The sequence below is a fragment of the Streptococcus sp. ALY_211 genome, assembly GCF_058314555.1.
The window spans coordinates 170,466-186,658 of the sequence record NZ_JBZFUN010000002.1 but is presented as its reverse complement, the minus strand read 5'-3'; the positions used below and the strand labels follow the sequence as shown (position 1 = coordinate 186,658).

At 42.2% G+C, this 16,193-nt stretch carries 16 protein-coding genes; 14 read left to right on the top strand and 2 right to left on the bottom strand.

Going from position 1 to position 16,193, the window contains the following annotated elements; translation table 11 throughout:
• Positions 1-111: 111 nt before the first annotated feature.
• From argR to AC4HAJ_RS02810, 6 genes are all read left to right on the top strand, one after another.
• A complete protein-coding gene (argR, locus tag AC4HAJ_RS02835) occupies positions 112-543 on the top strand; it encodes an arginine repressor (protein WP_491078647.1) in 432 nt (143 codons plus the stop codon).
• Complete coding sequence (locus AC4HAJ_RS02830) at positions 540-893, top strand: YlbF family regulator (protein ID WP_491078646.1); 354 nt, start codon at positions 540-542, stop codon at positions 891-893. Before argR ends, AC4HAJ_RS02830 begins: the two co-directional genes overlap by 4 nt.
• Positions 880-3,441, top strand: coding sequence for a DNA mismatch repair protein MutS (gene mutS / locus AC4HAJ_RS02825; protein WP_491078645.1), 2,562 nt, complete (start codon positions 880-882; stop codon positions 3,439-3,441). The genes AC4HAJ_RS02830 and mutS overlap by 14 nt, the downstream gene beginning before the upstream one ends.
• A 38-nt stretch (positions 3,442-3,479) precedes the next feature.
• The gene (gene mutL / locus AC4HAJ_RS02820; RefSeq protein WP_491078644.1) at positions 3,480-5,420 is read left to right on the top strand and encodes a DNA mismatch repair endonuclease MutL; all 1,941 of its coding nucleotides are present in this window, start codon (positions 3,480-3,482) and stop codon (positions 5,418-5,420) included.
• A gap of 111 nt (positions 5,421-5,531) precedes the next feature.
• Positions 5,532-6,122: a Holliday junction branch migration protein RuvA gene (gene ruvA, locus AC4HAJ_RS02815; RefSeq protein ID WP_491078643.1), complete on the top strand. Its 591-nt coding sequence runs from the start codon at positions 5,532-5,534 to the stop codon at positions 6,120-6,122.
• A 25-nt stretch (positions 6,123-6,147) separates the two neighbouring features.
• The gene (locus tag AC4HAJ_RS02810) at positions 6,148-6,702 is read left to right on the top strand and encodes a DNA-3-methyladenine glycosylase I (protein ID WP_491078642.1); all 555 of its coding nucleotides are present in this window, start codon (positions 6,148-6,150) and stop codon (positions 6,700-6,702) included.
• Positions 6,703-6,997: 295 nt separating this feature from the next.
• On the opposite strand, the gene AC4HAJ_RS02805 is transcribed toward AC4HAJ_RS02810, so the two are convergent.
• Positions 6,998-7,096 carry a type I toxin-antitoxin system Fst family toxin gene (locus tag AC4HAJ_RS02805; protein ID WP_491078722.1) on the bottom strand — a complete coding sequence of 33 codons (99 nt, stop codon included), beginning with the start codon at positions 7,094-7,096 and terminating at the stop codon, positions 6,998-7,000.
• Positions 7,097-7,341: 245 nt separating this feature from the next.
• A complete protein-coding gene (locus tag AC4HAJ_RS02800) occupies positions 7,342-9,255 on the bottom strand; it encodes an ABC transporter ATP-binding protein/permease (RefSeq protein ID WP_491078641.1) in 1,914 nt (637 codons plus the stop codon).
• Between the two features lie 345 nt (positions 9,256-9,600).
• Here AC4HAJ_RS02800 and AC4HAJ_RS02795 point away from each other — a divergent pair, with 345 nt between their 5' ends.
• From AC4HAJ_RS02795 to AC4HAJ_RS02760, 8 genes are all read left to right on the top strand, one after another.
• On the top strand, positions 9,601-10,872 hold the full coding sequence (locus AC4HAJ_RS02795) for a competence/damage-inducible protein A (RefSeq protein ID WP_491078640.1): 1,272 nt from the start codon (positions 9,601-9,603) through the stop codon (positions 10,870-10,872).
• A gap of 39 nt (positions 10,873-10,911) precedes the next feature.
• Positions 10,912-12,060 (top strand): recombinase RecA, encoded by a 1,149-nt coding sequence (gene recA / locus AC4HAJ_RS02790; RefSeq protein ID WP_491078639.1) that lies wholly within the window; start codon positions 10,912-10,914, stop codon positions 12,058-12,060.
• Positions 12,061-12,262: 202 nt separating this feature from the next.
• Entirely contained in the window at positions 12,263-12,661 is a 399-nt protein-coding gene (spx, locus tag AC4HAJ_RS02785; protein ID WP_491078638.1) for a transcriptional regulator Spx, read from the top strand.
• Positions 12,662-12,749: 88 nt separating this feature from the next.
• Positions 12,750-13,322: an SP0191 family lipoprotein gene (locus tag AC4HAJ_RS02780; protein ID WP_491078637.1), complete on the top strand. Its 573-nt coding sequence runs from the start codon at positions 12,750-12,752 to the stop codon at positions 13,320-13,322.
• Positions 13,323-13,407: 85 nt separating this feature from the next.
• Positions 13,408-13,674 (top strand): IreB family regulatory phosphoprotein, encoded by a 267-nt coding sequence (locus AC4HAJ_RS02775; RefSeq protein ID WP_491078636.1) that lies wholly within the window; start codon positions 13,408-13,410, stop codon positions 13,672-13,674.
• Positions 13,674-14,093, top strand: coding sequence for a Holliday junction resolvase RuvX (gene ruvX / locus AC4HAJ_RS02770; protein ID WP_491078635.1), 420 nt, complete (start codon positions 13,674-13,676; stop codon positions 14,091-14,093). Before AC4HAJ_RS02775 ends, ruvX begins: the two co-directional genes overlap by 1 nt.
• Before the next feature lie 37 nt (positions 14,094-14,130).
• Positions 14,131-14,430, top strand: coding sequence for a DUF1292 domain-containing protein (locus AC4HAJ_RS02765; RefSeq protein WP_491078634.1), 300 nt, complete (start codon positions 14,131-14,133; stop codon positions 14,428-14,430).
• A 152-nt stretch (positions 14,431-14,582) separates the two neighbouring features.
• Entirely contained in the window at positions 14,583-16,169 is a 1,587-nt protein-coding gene (locus AC4HAJ_RS02760) for a DUF2079 domain-containing protein (protein ID WP_491078633.1), read from the top strand.
• Positions 16,170-16,193 lie beyond the last annotated feature (24 nt).

The following is a 16,193-nucleotide window of genomic DNA, read 5'->3' as shown; positions in this document are numbered from 1 at the left end:
GGCCCGATTTTTCCCCTAAAATCACTGGTTTCTTAAGGGTTTACGCCATGAAAAAATCCTCTATTTCTGGTATAATACAAGCACATTCAAGAGAAAATTACGAGGGTTATTATGAACAAGCGAGAGCGTCAAGATAAAATTAAAACTATTATCCAAAATGAGCGTGTAGGAACCCAAGAAGAAATCAAAAATTATCTATCTGAACAAGGTATTGCTGTTACCCAAGCGACCCTATCTAGGGATTTGAGGGAGATTGGATTGCTCAAGCGTCGTGATGATAATGGCAAGCTCTATTACAGCTTGGCAGACGAACCCCAGTCTTATCTGGCAGATGCTGCTAAGAGTCATATCAAAAAAGTTTCAAGGGCTAGTTTTATCGTAGTTTGCTCAACAGAGCTAGGGGAAGCAGATGTCCTAGCTAATATTATCGATCAAGAGGAGCGAGAAGAGATCCTAGGCACACTGGCAGGTGCAGATACCCTGATCATTATCTGTAAGGATGAGAGCAAGGCGCAAGCTATTGAGAGTGAGTTGCAGCCATGAGCGATTTACAGGAAGAAATAGCAGTCTTGCAAAATCTGCTGGCTTCCCATGAGAGCGTTCGTGCTTATCAGGCTGCTGAGGCTAAGATTCAAGCCCTACCAGATTTACAAGAGTTATCAGGACAGATGAAAGCATTTCAGCAGGAGGCAGTCTTGTTTGACAAGATCGATAAACCCAATGCTGCAGGATATGCTGCCCGACAAGCGGATGATTTGGAGCATAACTTATCAGAATTGCCTATTGTCCAAGATTATCGGGAAAAAATGCAGGATGCCAGTGATCTTTTGCAATATGTAACCAAGACCATCGAAGAGAAAGTAAACAAGGAGTTGACCCATGGCCCAGGCTAAAATTTCACCAGGCATGCAGCAATATATAGACATCAAGGAAGATTATCCTGATGCTTTTTTGCTTTTTCGCATGGGAGATTTTTATGAGCTCTTTTATGAGGATGCGACTAAGGCGGCCCAGATACTAGAGATCAGTCTGACCAGCCGCAATAAAAATGCTGAAAATCCCATTCCCATGGCAGGAGTCCCCTACCACTCTGCTCAGCAATATATTGATACCCTAGTTGATCTGGGTTATAAGGTCGCCATTGCAGAACAGATGGAGGATCCTAAGAAGGCTGTAGGTGTTGTTAAGCGAGAGGTGGTCCAAGTCATTACACCAGGGACAGCTGTTGACTCGACTAAGCCTGATAGTGCCAATAACTTTTTGGTTGCGATTGACTATCTGGACGGGGATTTTGGTCTATCTTATATGGATCTATCAACTGGTGAGTTTTATGCCACGAGTCTGAGTGACTTTAGTGCTGTTTGCAGTGAGATTCAAAATCTTAAGGCACGTGAAGTCGTTCTTGGCTTTACACTAGATGACAAACAAGAAGCAGTACTGACTAAGCAAATGAATCTCTTGCTATCACCAGAAGACAGTGTGTTTGACCATGCCCAGTTGCTTGATGAGAGCTTGACAGAGGTGGAAAGACAAGTAGCTGGTAAATTATTGCAGTATGTCCACAAGACCCAGATGCGTGAGCTGACCCACCTGCAAAAGCTTGTCCATTATGAAATCAAGGACTATTTACAAATGACCTATGCGACCAAGTCTAGCTTGGATCTTCTTGAGAATGCACGGACGCATAAAAAACATGGTTCCCTCTTTTGGCTGCTAGATGACACCAAGACGGCTATGGGGATGCGTCTCTTGCGCACTTGGATCGATCGTCCCTTGGTGAGTTTAGAGAAGATTACAAAGCGTCAGGAAGTCGTTGAGGTCTTCCTATCGCATTTTTTTGAGCGTAGTGATTTAGCAGACAGTCTTAAAGGTGTTTACGATATCGAGCGCTTAGCGAGTCGTGTATCTTTTGGCAAGGCCAACCCCAAGGATCTGCTGCAGTTAGGGCAAACTTTGTCCCAAGTACCGACGATCAAGGCTATCTTGGACAGTTTTGATGATCCTGCCATCGATGAGCTAAATCAGGCCATTGATCCCCTAGTAGAGCTGGAACATCTGATTCATTCAGCAATAGATAGCGATGCCCCAGCGACGATTACAGATGGCGGTATGATCAAGACCGGCTTTGATGAGCGCTTGGATCATTACCGTCAAGTCATGCGTGAAGGGACGAGCTGGATAGCAGATATAGAGGCCAAGGAGCGCAAGGCTAGTGGCATAGCTACGCTCAAGATTGACTACAACCGTAAGGATGGCTATTACTTTCATGTCACGAACTCCCACTTGGATCTAGTCCCTGACCACTTTTTCAGAAAGGCAACACTGAAAAATTCAGAACGATTTGGTACTCAAGAATTAGCCAAGATTGAAGGCGATATTCTGGAAGCGCGTGAGCAATCAGCTAACTTAGAATACGACATCTTTATGACGATACGCAATCAGGTTGAAAAATACATCCAGCGTCTTCAAGACCTGGCCAAGGGAATTGCATCGGTGGATGTCCTCCAAAGTCTAGCTAGTGTAGCGGAAACTAATCATTATGTCCGCCCCGACTTTAACAGCCAAGACCAAGTTGCTTTTATAAAAGGCCGCCATGCTGTTGTTGAGAAAGTCATGGGGACTCAAGAATACATCCCTAATACAATTAAATTGGACAGCCAAACAGCTATTCAGCTCATCACAGGGCCAAATATGAGTGGGAAGTCCACTTATATGAGACAGTTGGCCCTTAGTGTTATCATGGCACAATTAGGATCTTTTGTTGCAGCTGAGTCCGCCAGTCTTCCAGTATTTGACGCTATATACACCCGTATAGGAGCGGCGGATGATCTGATTTCTGGGCAATCGACCTTTATGGTAGAGATGATGGAGGCCAATATGGCGCTCCAACGTGCCACAAAACAATCATTGATTCTTTTTGATGAGCTCGGTCGAGGAACAGCTACCTACGATGGGATGGCTCTGGCTCAGTCGATTATCGAGTATATTCATGATCACATTGGGGCTAAAACGCTGTTTGCAACCCATTATCATGAGTTGACAGCTCTGTCAAACAGCTTGACAAAGTTAGTCAATGTTCATGTTGCAACACTTGAGAAAGACGGCCATGTCACCTTTTTACACAAAATAACAGATGGTTCTGCGGACAAGTCCTATGGTATCCATGTAGCTAAAATTGCTGGTCTACCGACTGAGTTATTGGGACGTGCTGATAATATTTTGACAGACTTAGAAGCACATGCGGCTGATTTAAGGCCAAAAGAGAGCCTAGGTAGTTCAGCTAGTCAGATCAAAGAGCGTCAACCTGATGGTCAGTTGTCTCTCTTTGAAGAAGAGCCAGATACAGCTCAGTTGCTAGCAACTTTAAAAAATCTAGACGTGGTTAATATGACTCCCCTAGATGCCATGAATGCCCTCTTTGAACTAAAAAAATTGACCTAAAGAAGCTAAAGCACTAGCTTAGCAAAGCGAGGAAAAACATGTCACATATTATTGAGCTACCTGAGGTGTTGGCTAATCAGATCGCTGCAGGTGAGGTTATCGAAAGACCCAGCAGTGTCGTCAAAGAACTAGTAGAGAATGCTATTGATGCTGGCAGCAATCAAATCACAGTGGAAATTGAGGAATCGGGGCTTAAAAAAATTCAGGTCATAGACAATGGCCAAGGCATTGAAGAAGACGATGTTGCTTTGAGTTTACGCAGGCATGCAACAAGTAAAATTAAAAATCAAGCCGATCTCTTTCGTATCCGAACGCTTGGTTTTAGGGGCGAGGCCCTTCCTTCGATCGCCTCCATTAGTCATCTGACGATTAAGACGGCTACTCAAGGGGCGAAGCATGGAACCCTGCTTGTATCAAAGGGTGGTGAGATCGAAAAGCAAGAGCCTATCAGTACGCCTGTAGGGACTAAGATTACTGTGGAGGATCTCTTTTATAATACACCAGCTCGTCTCAAATATATGAAGTCCTTGCAAGCAGAACTGGCCCACATAGTTGATGTGATCAATCGCCAAAGTATGGCTCACCCGGAAATAGCTTTCACTCTGAGGCATGATGGCCGAGAATTGACCAAGACCGCAGGCAGTGGGGATCTCCGTCAGGCAATTGCAGGTATCTATGGGATTAATACAGCCAAGAGAATGATTGAGATATCAGCGTCGGATCTCGATTTTGAGGTGTCAGGTTATATCAGTTTACCTGAGCTGACGAGGGCTAATCGGAATTACATCACGATTTTGATTAATGGCCGCTATATCAAAAATTTTCTGCTTAACCGAGCCATTCTTGATGGCTACGGCTCCAAACTCATGGTCGGGCGATTCCCGCTGGCAGTTCTTGATATTCAGATTGATCCCTACTTAGCCGATGTCAATGTCCACCCGACCAAGCAAGAGGTTCGGATTTCTAAAGAACGTGAGCTGATGGCCCTGATCAGCCAAGCTATAGCAGCTAGTCTTCGTGAGCAAGATCTGATTCCAGATGCACTTGACAACCTGGCTAAATCAAGTGTACGTCAAAAAAATACCACGATTCAGACAAGCCTACCTCTTAGACAAGCTGATGTCTCTTATGCTAGTCAAGATCAAGATTTAGTGACAACTATTGCAGAAAGTCATTCTGATTCTTCTGTCAACCAAATTGACAATGATGACAAGCCATTATCAGACCCTGTCAAGCCAAAAGTTAAGCGGGCTCAACGATCAAGCCATCATACAGATGGCCACGAACATCCTGAAATAGATTTTAGTAAAAAAACTCAGGCTGAGCGCTTATTAGAGCGTTTAGATAATGAAGAAGCGTCACAATTTCCAGAATTAGATTATTTTGGACAAATGCAAGGAACCTACCTCTTTGCCCAAGGTAAGGGCGGTCTCTATATTATCGACCAGCATGCTGCCCAAGAACGGGTAAAATATGAATATTACCGAGAAAAGATCGGTGAAGTTGACAGCAGTTTACAACAGTTGCTGGTTCCTTATCTGTTCGAGTTTATGCCTGATGATGCCATCAATCTTCAGGAAAAAATGTCCGTCTTAAATGAAGTGGGCATTTATCTTGAACCTTATGGAGATAATACTTTTATTCTGCGTGAACATCCCATTTGGATGAAAGAAGAAGAAATCGAATCTGGTATTTATGAGATGTGCGACATGTTGTTACTAACCGATGAGGTTTCTATCAAGAAGTACCGAGCAGAATTGGCCATCATGATGAGCTGTAAACGTTCTATCAAGGCTAATCATGCTCTTGATGATTACTCTGCTCGTCACCTTCTCCTTCAATTAGCTCAGTGTCAAAATCCTTATAACTGTCCGCACGGTCGACCAGTACTTGTCAACTTTACTCAAGCAGACATGGAAAAGATGTTTCGCCGCATTCAAGAGAATCATACTAGTCTGAGAGAATTAGGGAAGTATTAGCCTAATTCTTTGGCCTGGGATAATGACACTGAGCCTTTAAGTTCAAGTTGACACATGCCTTTATAGACTTGTGATACAATAGTAAAATCAATAGTTATGAGAGGATCAGTCATGTATGATTATATTAAGGGCCAGTTAACTAAAATTACGGCCACTTATATCGTAGTGGAAGCCGGAGGTATCGGCTATGTCATCAATGTAGCTAACCCTTATTCATTTTCTGACCAGATGAATCAGGCTGTTCAGATCTACCTCCATCATGTAGTCCGTGAGGATGCCCAGCTTCTCTATGGCTTTCACAGTGAGACAGAAAAAAACGTCTTTCTTAAGCTAATTTCCGTATCCGGTATCGGTCCTACGACAGCTTTGGCCATTGTAGCTGTCAATGACAATGACGGCTTGGTGACAGCTATCGAAAATAGTGATATCAAGTATTTAAGCAAGTTTCCCAAGATCGGAAAAAAGACAGCCCAGCAAATGGTACTGGATCTTGCTGGCAAATTTGTGGCCTTATCACAGTCTGATACAGCTTCTTCAGCAGCTTCAAGTTCGGTTAACCAGGAACTAGACGAAGCAATGGAAGCCTTACAAGCTCTGGGCTACAAAGCATCAGAGCTTAAGAAGGTAAAAGCCTTTTTTGAAGGCACACAAGAAAGTACAGAGAACTATATCAAGCAAGCTCTCAAGATGCTAATGAAATAAGACCTAAGAAGAGAAAGGAGCCCTTATGAGTAAGCGCTGTGGTTGGGCCAAGCTAACCAATCCTTTATATGTCAGCTACCATGATCAAGAGTGGGGGAAGCCCCTTCATGATGAGCGGGCATTATTTGAGCTTCTTTGCTTAGAAACCTATCAAGCTGGTTTATCTTGGGAGACCATTCTCAACAAGCGAGCGGCTTTCAAAGAGGCTTTCCACGACTACCATCTTGCTACCGTCGCTGCTATGAGTGATGATGATCTAGAAGCTATCTTGGAAAATCCAGCCGTTGTTCGCAATCGCCTGAAAATCTATGCGACCAGAACCAATGCGCAAGCCTTCCTCAACATTCAAAAAGATTATGGATCGTTTGATCGCTATATTTGGTCGTTTGTTGATAATAAGACCATTAACAATTCGGTTCAGGATTATCGCAAAGTCCCAGCTAAGACAGCGCTGTCCGAACAGGTATCTAAAGAGTTGAAAAAGCGAGGATTCAAATTTGTAGGTCCCGTCTGTGTCTATTCCTTCCTGCAAGCCGCAGGCTTGATCAATGATCATGAAGATACGTGTGATTATAAATAATACTTTCTAAACTATCCTTTTGAGAACATGTTACCAAAATCTCTGTCATATGAACTCCTCCAATCTTCATTTATAGCCAAAAGTTTATTATTCCTTACCAGAATTTCTACAGTTTTAAAAAATTTTTTTATCCTAGAAAAATTAATAAAATTGACAAAAACAAAATAAAGACATACAATAATACTGCGAATGAAGATGTCGTGCCTTAACATTAGGCAACGGAAAAAGCCCTAGCTCTGCCAAGCTAAGGCTTTTTTTGCGCAGCTGCGAATACTGCGTCCGGGCCAGAGGCACACTAATCATCGTCTCTCTTATCTAGCCAATTAGAGAATAGTGCTAACACTACCCCGACTACAATCGGTGCGATGACATATATGAAGATATCGTGCCACATTGGCAACTCACCTCCAATCTAAGGCGGTGTTACTTGTGCCAACGACATTATAACATATCTAAGGACAAACAACTTCCAACAATTACTACGACAATCCAAAAGAACCACATAGCTTTTCTTTGGTTGGTTAATTAATGACTGAAATCCCTCAAAGCAAAATAGATCAATACACTATATGGGTATCAAAAATCACAAAAACCCTAGAAGGATTAATCTCCTCTAGGGTTTTAATAGTATTCAGAAAATTATTCGCTGGCCAAAGCATCTATAGGATTAAGGCGAGCTGCTTTACTAGATGGCGCCAGACTAGCGATAAGAGCAATTAAGAGCCCGATCAGCACGGTAGCAATAAGCGTACCAGCTGTAATTTGGATAATGTCAAACTTGATAGTGCTGTAAACCAATTTATTGACTAGGATTTGTACGCCAAAGGCAACTAAAATAGCCAAGAGACTAGCACTAATGCCAAGCAGTAAACTTTCATTGACAAAGAGACGACGGATATCTTTGCGACGAGCCCCCATAGCCCGAAGCACACCAATTTCCTTCGTCCGCTCAGAGACACTCATATAAGTTGTCGCCACGATCATAAGAATGCTGACCAGCAGTGAGATACCGGCAACTAGAGCAAGGACGACACCGACAATATAGGTGATTTCCTTGATAGAATCTAAACTTTCACCGATACCAGTGATGCTGTAAATGGCTTTACCATCTTTTTTCATACCCTTGATCGCATCTTCAGCAGTCTGAGTATGATTGAGATCATCAACGCTGACCGTTATAAAATTAGGATTGAGTTGAGCCTTTTGCTCAGTAGCAGCTTCTTTTAAGCTGTCGTAGGAGACAATGGTCATTTGATCAGTGGTTCCCACGACTTTATAGTCCTTGGTGATAGTGACAGGCTGCTTGTTAGTTCCTAGGGCTGTGATACTCAAAGTAACGGTTTTACCAATAGCCTTTTTAGTATCTTTATCGATATTTTTCTTGGCATAAGCTCTATCAATAACGATTTCGTTTCCCTTAGGCATCTTTTTATTAGACAGGGTGTCTTTAGGAATCGTATCATTGGCGCTCTGCAAAAGGCTAGACTGTACGGTCTTACCTTTATAAGACAAATTAAAGGTATTGGCAACATAGCCGTACTCAGTCTTTGTAACATGATCTACCTTATCAATTTTTTTCTTATCAGCCGTGCTCATTCCTGTGCTAGTGGCAGCGTCTATGTCCCTTAGCGTTACCTGGAAGGCCTTGGGGTTTGCGATGTCCCCAATAAAACTATCCATATAATTTCTAGCCCCAGTCCCTAATCCTAGGAAGAACATGACTGAAAAAAGTCCAATGGCCATCCCGATAGTAATGATCAAATTTTGCTTCCAGGCATTTTTGAAGTGTGACCAAGCCATCTTCCAACTAGCTGAGCGATTCAGCGGCTTAGATGGAAGCTCTGAGATTTCATCGGGCTGGGCAAAAGGTTCGCGTAAACGCTCATCATCCGTAATGATACCGTCATCTAAGTGAACGATGCGTGTACCGGCCTTGGCTACATCTTGAGAGTGGGTAACGACGATAACTGTTTTACCAGATTTAGCAATATCTTGTAACAGATTCAGAACTTCTTGGGTATTGTTTTGGTCCAGAGCCCCTGTTGGTTCATCTGCAATGATAATCTCAGGGTCACTCGCTAGGGCACGAGCAATAGCCACCCTTTGCTTCTGACCGCCAGAGAGCTGACTCGGCTTTTTCTTACGATGATCATAAAGCCCAACCTGCTTCAATAATTTTTCAGCCTGTTTAATCTGATCCTTGTGAGAAAGCTTGGTCATTTTTAGACTGGTCAAGACATTGTCTAAAACACTGAGATAGTTGACCAAGTTAAACGACTGGAAGATAAAGCCGACTGTTTTTCGGCGGTAGTCATCCATGGCTTTCTCACGCTTACCTTTCTGGCGTTGGCCGTTGACAATGACTTCCCCTGAATAGTTGCGATCCAAGCCGCCGATAATGTTCATCAAGGTTGACTTACCACCACCTGATTCTCCAAGAATACTGATAAAATCCCCTTGGTCAAAAGTTAGGTTAATCCCTTTAAGAACAGGAAATTCTTCCTTACCTAAATAATAAGATTTACGAATCCGTTTTAGTTCTAAAATACTCATAGTATCTCCTTGTTAGTTTTGATAAAAATAGATCTGTAAGGCATTCAACATCTCTATCTTCATATTTTCGGCTATCTACCGACTCATTTATTATACCTAAAATTTAGATTGATATAGCACTTTTGCCTAAACGGTTCATTTTTCACCCTAAACGGTCAAAATAAATCGATTTTTTCAAAAATTAATCATTCAAAATGCCCCAAGACCTCTCTTATGATGGGACAATAAGCAGAGAGATTTCTGAATTCTGCAGAATTTTTCTGAAAATAGTCTATCAAGAAGGGAATATAAGCAACTTTTTTTGTTACAATGAAAATAAAATACGTATAAATAAGAGGAGGCATCATGAAAGCAGAAATTATTGCTGTCGGTACAGAAATTCTAACAGGTCAGATCGTCAACACCAATGCCCAGTATTTATCAGAGAGGTTTGCTGAGCTGGGAATCGATGTCTACTTCCAGACAGCTGTCGGAGACAATGAAGAGCGCCTGCTATCAGTTATTGATTTAGCCAGTCATCGCAGTGACCTTATTGTCCTATGCGGGGGGCTGGGACCAACTGAGGACGATTTAACCAAGCAAACCTTGGCTAATTATTTAGAAAAGTCCTTGGTCTTTGATCCACAAGCGCAAGAGCGTTTAGATCAGTTTTTTGCTAGTCGGCCATCCAGCTCTCGTACGCCAAACAATGAGCGACAAGCCCAGATTATTGACGGTGCTAAGCCGCTTCCCAATCGGACAGGTCTCGCAGTTGGAGGCTATTTGGAGGAAAAGGGAGTGACTTACATCATCTTACCTGGCCCTCCAAGTGAGCTAAAGCCCATGGTCCAAGAGCAGCTTATTCCTATGCTAGACAAGCATCATCAGCAGCTTTACTCCCGAGTATTGCGTTTTTTTGGTATCGGAGAGAGCCAGTTGGTTACTGTTTTAGATGATCTGATTCAGTCTCAAACAGACCCTACTTTAGCCCCCTACGCTAAGACAGGTGAGGTGACACTCCGCCTATCAACAAAGGCAGAGAGCCAGTCAGCAGCTGATGATAAGTTAGAACGGCTAGAGCGTCAGATCATGACGATCAAATCCCTCGAAGACCGCCCCTTGTCCGATTATTTTTACGGCTATGGAGATGATAATTCTCTAGCTGAAGTAGTGGTAACCCTCCTTAAAGAACGAGGGCTGACATTGAGTGCTGCAGAGAGCTTGACAGCCGGTCGTCTTCAAGCTAGACTGGCAGATTTTCCAGGAGCTTCTCAGATTTTTAACGGTGGTTTTATCACCTATAGTATAGAAGAAAAAGCTAAAATGCTAGGTCTTGATCTAGAAGCCTTGACCAAGCATGGGGTTGTGAGCAAGTATACAGCGGAGCAAATGGCACAGGGTGCCCGTGTTCAAACAGGAGCTGATATTGCTGTCTCCTTGACAGGTGCAGCAGGACCAGATGCTTTAGAGGGGCATCCAGCAGGGACAGTATTCATTGGACTGTCTACCCCTACTCAAACGATCAGCAAAGAAATTAACATCGCAGGACGCTCCCGCTCAGATGTTCGAGATATCGCTGTTTTACATGCCTTTGATTTCATACGAAAAACTTTATTAAATGATAAAAATTTAGTATAATAACTAATACTAAACAGAAAAAAAACTAGGAGAGTGACATTGGCGAAAAAAGCAAAAAAAACTGAAGAAGTATCCAAAAAGTTTGGGGATGAGCGCAAAAAAGCCTTAGATGATGCCTTAAAAAATATCGAAAAAGACTTTGGTAAAGGTGCTATTATGAAGCTTGGTGAGCGTGCTGAGCAAAAGGTTCAAGTCATGAGTTCAGGTAGCCTGGCTCTAGATATTGCTTTAGGAGCAGGCGGCTACCCTAAAGGACGTATCATTGAAATCTACGGACCGGAGTCCTCAGGTAAGACGACTGTCGCCCTTCATGCTGTAGCTCAAGCCCAAAAAGAAGGTGGGATCGCTGCTTTTATCGATGCTGAGCATGCCCTTGATCCCGCTTATGCCGCAGCTTTAGGAGTTAATATTGACGAACTTCTCTTGTCTCAACCGGATTCTGGTGAACAAGGATTGGAAATTGCAGGTAAGCTGATTGATTCTGGTGCTGTTGACTTGGTTGTTGTGGACTCGGTTGCAGCCCTTGTTCCACGTGCTGAAATCGATGGTGATATCGGTGATAGCCATGTGGGATTGCAGGCTCGTATGATGAGTCAGGCTATGCGCAAGCTCTCTGCCTCTATCAATAAGACCAAAACCATTGCTATTTTTATCAACCAGTTGCGTGAAAAAGTGGGTGTCATGTTCGGAAATCCTGAGACGACTCCCGGTGGACGTGCCCTTAAGTTTTATTCTTCCGTTCGCTTAGACGTTCGTGGAAGCACACAAATCAAGGGAACAGGTGAGCAAAAAGACCAGAGCATCGGTAAAGAAACAAAAATCAAGGTTGTTAAAAACAAGGTGGCGCCACCATTTAAGGTAGCCGAAGTGGAAATCATGTATGGCGAAGGCATCTCACGCACAGGTGAATTGGTCAAGATTGCAACGGACATGGATATCATCCAAAAAGCGGGAGCTTGGTATTCTTACAATGGAGAAAAGATTGGTCAAGGATCTGAAAATGCTAAGAAATTCCTAGCAGACAATCCAGAAATTTTCGAAGAGATCGATCGCCAAGTTCGTATAAAATATGGCTTAATTGAGGATCTTGAAAAATCAGAAGCGCCCCTACAAGAAGAGTCAGCACAAGAAGCTGATGATAATCAAGAACTGGCTTTAGATTTAGATACAATCGAAATTGAAGATTAAAAAGCTTATCTTGTACTGACTTTAAAAAGTTGGACAAGCATGTTGAAGGGATTCAGTCCTGTTATTGTACTGGACTGAGTCCTTTTCGTTTTGTTTTTAAGTTTTTTAGTTGACAATTTTAAAATAGGTCCTCCGACCTATGTTTTCTTCCAGGAAAGCGTGCTATAATATGTCTATCATGCGATAGAAAGAGAGAAGAGACATGATTAAGATTTATACAATTTCTAGTTGTACAAGTTGTAAAAAAGCTAAAACATGGTTGAACAACCACCAATTACCCTATAAAGAACAAAATCTAGGCAAGGAAGGATTGACTAAGGAAGAGATCCTCAATATCCTATCTAAGACCGAGGATGGTGTGGAGAGCATCGTATCCTCAAAAAACCGCTATGCCAGAGCGCTTGATTTTGATATTGAAGACCTGAGTTTGAGTCAGGTTGTGGATCTTATCCAGAACAATCCACGTATTCTCAAGAGCCCCATCTTGATTGATGATAAGCGATTGCAAGTGGGCTATAAGGAAGATGATATCCGAGCCTTCTTACCAAGAGCGATTCGAGAGGTTGAAAACAACCAAGCACGCATGCGTGCAGTTCTTTAAAAGATAAGAAAAGAGAGCCTCGGGCTCTTCTTTTTTTATCTAAAATAGGCTATAATGGTTGTAAGTATTTTTTAAGGAGACAATCATTATGAAAAGAAAACTTTACGTGCTACCCATTCTTGCCATTCTCACGTTCAGTTTAGCAGCCTGCTCGAACTCAAACTCATCTAGTGACGCTCAAGATAGTCCAAAAGTTGAAAAGAAAAAATCAACGGCTACAGATGTGAAGTCAGTTTCAGGAACAAAGTCAATAAAGATAGTAGGAGAAAAGGCTGAACAAGGGCACATCATTGAGGCAATTACTTACAAGGATGATGAGTATGAGACCATAAAAGACACCTACTATCAGCCAATGCCAAATGATGTTAAGCAAAAGGCTAAAAGCCTTGATTTTAACGAGGTAAGAGGTGCTATTGTCCCAGAGCTAGAGAAGGAAAAATTTATAAAAGATATGAAAAAGGTCAAGGGATTAACAGTAAAAGTTGACGTAACTAAAAATTATGAAACTAAGATAGAGATGACCTTTGACATGAAAAATCTTGATCGTGATGCAGCAGAAAAAGCTGATACACCAGTCAATTGGGAGGCTATTGATCGCTACACTCCTCTAGAATATATTTTAGTAATGGAAAGAGGAGGAGCAAGACCAGTTGATCAATAGTCAATAAGGCTCTTTTCGTTGAATTACCTAATGAAATAAGGTATAATGATAGCGATTAACTGCCATTTAGAAAGAAGGTGCACCTATGGGATTTACAGATGAGACCGTTCGCTTCAATCTTGAGGATGGGAGCAAGCAGGAAATCAGTGATACGTTGACAGCTGTCTATAGCTCTCTCGAGGAGAAAGGCTACAATCCAATCAACCAAATTGTTGGTTATGTATTGAGTGGAGATCCAGCGTATGTGCCCCGTTACAACGATGCCCGTAATAAGATCAGAAAATATGAGCGTGATGAAATCGTCGAAGAGCTTGTTCGTTTCTATCTTAAAGGAAATGGGATCGACTTATAATGAGAATCATGGGTTTAGATGTTGGCTCTAAGACAGTTGGTGTTGCTGTTAGCGATCCCTTAGGATTTACAGCGCAGGGCTTAGAGATCATCAAGATTGATGAAGAGCAGGATGATCTTGGTTTTGAGCGATTAGGAGAACTGGTTAAGACTTACAAAGTTGACAAATTCGTAGTGGGTCTTCCTAAGAATATGAATAATACAAGTGGTCCACGTGTCGAAGCCAGCCGATCCTATGGCGAAAAGATCAAAGAGCTTTTTGATCTGCCAGTAGAGTACCAGGATGAACGTTTGACAACTGTGCAAGCCGAAAGGATGCTGGTTGAGCAGGCAGATGTGAGCCGTGGTAAGCGAAAGAAAGTAATCGACAAGCTGGCTGCGCAGTTGATTTTACAAAATTATTTAGATCGAATGTTCTAAAACCTACAGATCCATATATTTAGAGGAGAGATATTGCATGGCACACGAACACAATCATGAGCATGAAGTGATTACCTTGGTTGATGAGCAAGGGAATGAGACACTTTTTGAAATTTTATTGACCATCGATGGTCGTGAGGAATTTGGTAAAAATTATGTCTTGCTAGTACCATCTGGTGCAACAGAAGATGAAAACGGTGAGATTGAAATTCAAGCCTACTCATTTACAGAAAATGAAGATGGGACAGAAGGAGATTTGCAACCTATCCCAGAAGACTCAGATGCTGAGTGGGATATGATTGAAGAAGTTTTCAATAGCTTTATGGATGAAGAGTAAGTGACCTAGAACAGGCTTCGGCCTGTTTTTTTAATGGCGTGCCCTCGGCTAGTGAAATTGACTAACCATTAATTTCTGATATACTAGAAGGGATTTAACCCCTTAAACGACAATAGGAAATTTCTGATAGATTATTAAATGTAAGGAGTAATATGGCTGAATTTAAGAAGGATGATCAGCAGGTGACAGCCAGTCATCGAACTTCTAGGACGACATCATCTGATACGGAGACTCAAAATTCATACGGAACTGCTAAGAGATTTGCTCTAAGTACTAAGCACAAGACAATCATTGCCCTGTTTAGTCTGCTGCTGACTGTGTTATCAGTAGCCAATCCCTTGATGGCGAACTTTGCCTCCCCTTACCAATCGCATGCTCTATATACAGGTCATGCTCTCTTAGAAGGGGCCTTGCCTTATACGCATACCTTTGCGACAGGGGGCATTTTGTATTACCTGATGATTGCAGCCAGCTATACGCTTGGCAGCAGTGCCTGGTTGATGCTTCTACAAGGGCTAGCCTATTATATCTCAGGAATTTATTTTGACAAGCTAATCACCTTTACAACAGGGCGCGAACGTCTGGGTCTCAATTTTACAGTTATTTTTTACCTACTCAATTTAGGATTAGGGTTTGGCGGTCTTTATCCGATTCAGTTCGCTATGGCCTTAGTTTTACTCTGCTTATGGCTATTAGCAACTTACTTTACACAGACTGTACGAGATGAGCGTTTTATCTATTTTGGTTTTTTAGCTACCTTAGCGGCACTGATTGAGCCTAAGACGCTATTGCTCTGGGTGATTGTCTTGTTTGTTGTTGCTTGCTATAACAGCTACCATAAACATTTTGCTAGAGGCTTCTACCAAATTTTATGTATGATTTTTGGATCACTTCTAGTCTACTATAGTGTGGGTTATTTTGTTTTCTTGATGGGAAACCTATGGGATTATATTGCGCAAGCGCTTCTGTATAATTTCACCCATCTGGCTATTGACCGCTATTCTATGACGCTCAGTCTGCCCTTCCAGCTTTTGGTGATGGCAGCTGCAGGCTTATTGCTCGGTGTTTTCGGATTGATTGCCCAGCGTCATATTCATCATGAGCATAGGGCCTTAAAATGGATCGCAGCCCTAGCTATTATGATTAACCTACCTTATATTTTGCTGTCACATAGCTTTACGCTTTACAATTTACTTCAGGTTATGCCTTTTGGACTTATATTGTCCGCTTTAGAAATTCATGAACAAGCTGAGAGAGAAGAAGAGCCTAAAAAGACTCTCAAGCGCCGTCGCCAGCGTCAGTTCCAAGAAAATTATTCACGTCTCTTCTTTAGAAAGCATCTTTATTTACCAGTCTTAGTCATTTTCGCAGGTATTCTCTATCCTATTTTTCAAGGAATCTCATCTACTGGAATTAATCAGGAACGTCAAGTTATCTCAAATTACCTAGTGGATCATACCGAGAGTAAAGATAAAATCTATGTTTGGGATACCAGTGCTAAAATTTATCTAGATGCCTCTATCCCTTCGACGTCGCAATTCCCTCTTCCGGCCTTTAATACAGCTAGTCGGGATAACAATAAGAAAATGCAGGATGAGTTATTGGATGATAGCGCTGAGTACATTGTCGTCAATACTTCAGACAAGCTACCAGTCAGCATCAAAAAAGTGATCGAAGAGACCTACCAACAAACACCGATCAAGGGTGCCGATCACTTTATTGTCTATCATAAAAAATAGAGAAAAATCAATATCTTGTGTGTG

Coding starts and splice junctions, on each gene's coding strand:
- AC4HAJ_RS02830 (WP_491078646.1), top strand. CDS start 540: ATGAGCGATTTACAGGAAGAAATAGCAGTCTTGCAAAATCTGCTGGCT.
- AC4HAJ_RS02760 (WP_491078633.1), top strand. CDS start 14,583: ATGGCTGAATTTAAGAAGGATGATCAGCAGGTGACAGCCAGTCATCGA.
- AC4HAJ_RS02800 (WP_491078641.1), bottom strand. CDS start 9,255: ATGAGTATTTTAGAACTAAAACGGATTCGTAAATCTTATTATTTAGGT.
- AC4HAJ_RS02805 (WP_491078722.1), bottom strand. CDS start 7,096: ATGTGGCACGATATCTTCATATATGTCATCGCACCGATTGTAGTCGGG.
- mutL (WP_491078644.1), top strand. CDS start 3,480: ATGTCACATATTATTGAGCTACCTGAGGTGTTGGCTAATCAGATCGCT.
- mutS (WP_491078645.1), top strand. CDS start 880: ATGGCCCAGGCTAAAATTTCACCAGGCATGCAGCAATATATAGACATC.
- AC4HAJ_RS02780 (WP_491078637.1), top strand. CDS start 12,750: ATGAAAAGAAAACTTTACGTGCTACCCATTCTTGCCATTCTCACGTTC.
- ruvA (WP_491078643.1), top strand. CDS start 5,532: ATGTATGATTATATTAAGGGCCAGTTAACTAAAATTACGGCCACTTAT.
- AC4HAJ_RS02795 (WP_491078640.1), top strand. CDS start 9,601: ATGAAAGCAGAAATTATTGCTGTCGGTACAGAAATTCTAACAGGTCAG.
- AC4HAJ_RS02810 (WP_491078642.1), top strand. CDS start 6,148: ATGAGTAAGCGCTGTGGTTGGGCCAAGCTAACCAATCCTTTATATGTC.
- ruvX (WP_491078635.1), top strand. CDS start 13,674: ATGAGAATCATGGGTTTAGATGTTGGCTCTAAGACAGTTGGTGTTGCT.
- AC4HAJ_RS02765 (WP_491078634.1), top strand. CDS start 14,131: ATGGCACACGAACACAATCATGAGCATGAAGTGATTACCTTGGTTGAT.
- spx (WP_491078638.1), top strand. CDS start 12,263: ATGATTAAGATTTATACAATTTCTAGTTGTACAAGTTGTAAAAAAGCT.
- argR (WP_491078647.1), top strand. CDS start 112: ATGAACAAGCGAGAGCGTCAAGATAAAATTAAAACTATTATCCAAAAT.
- AC4HAJ_RS02775 (WP_491078636.1), top strand. CDS start 13,408: ATGGGATTTACAGATGAGACCGTTCGCTTCAATCTTGAGGATGGGAGC.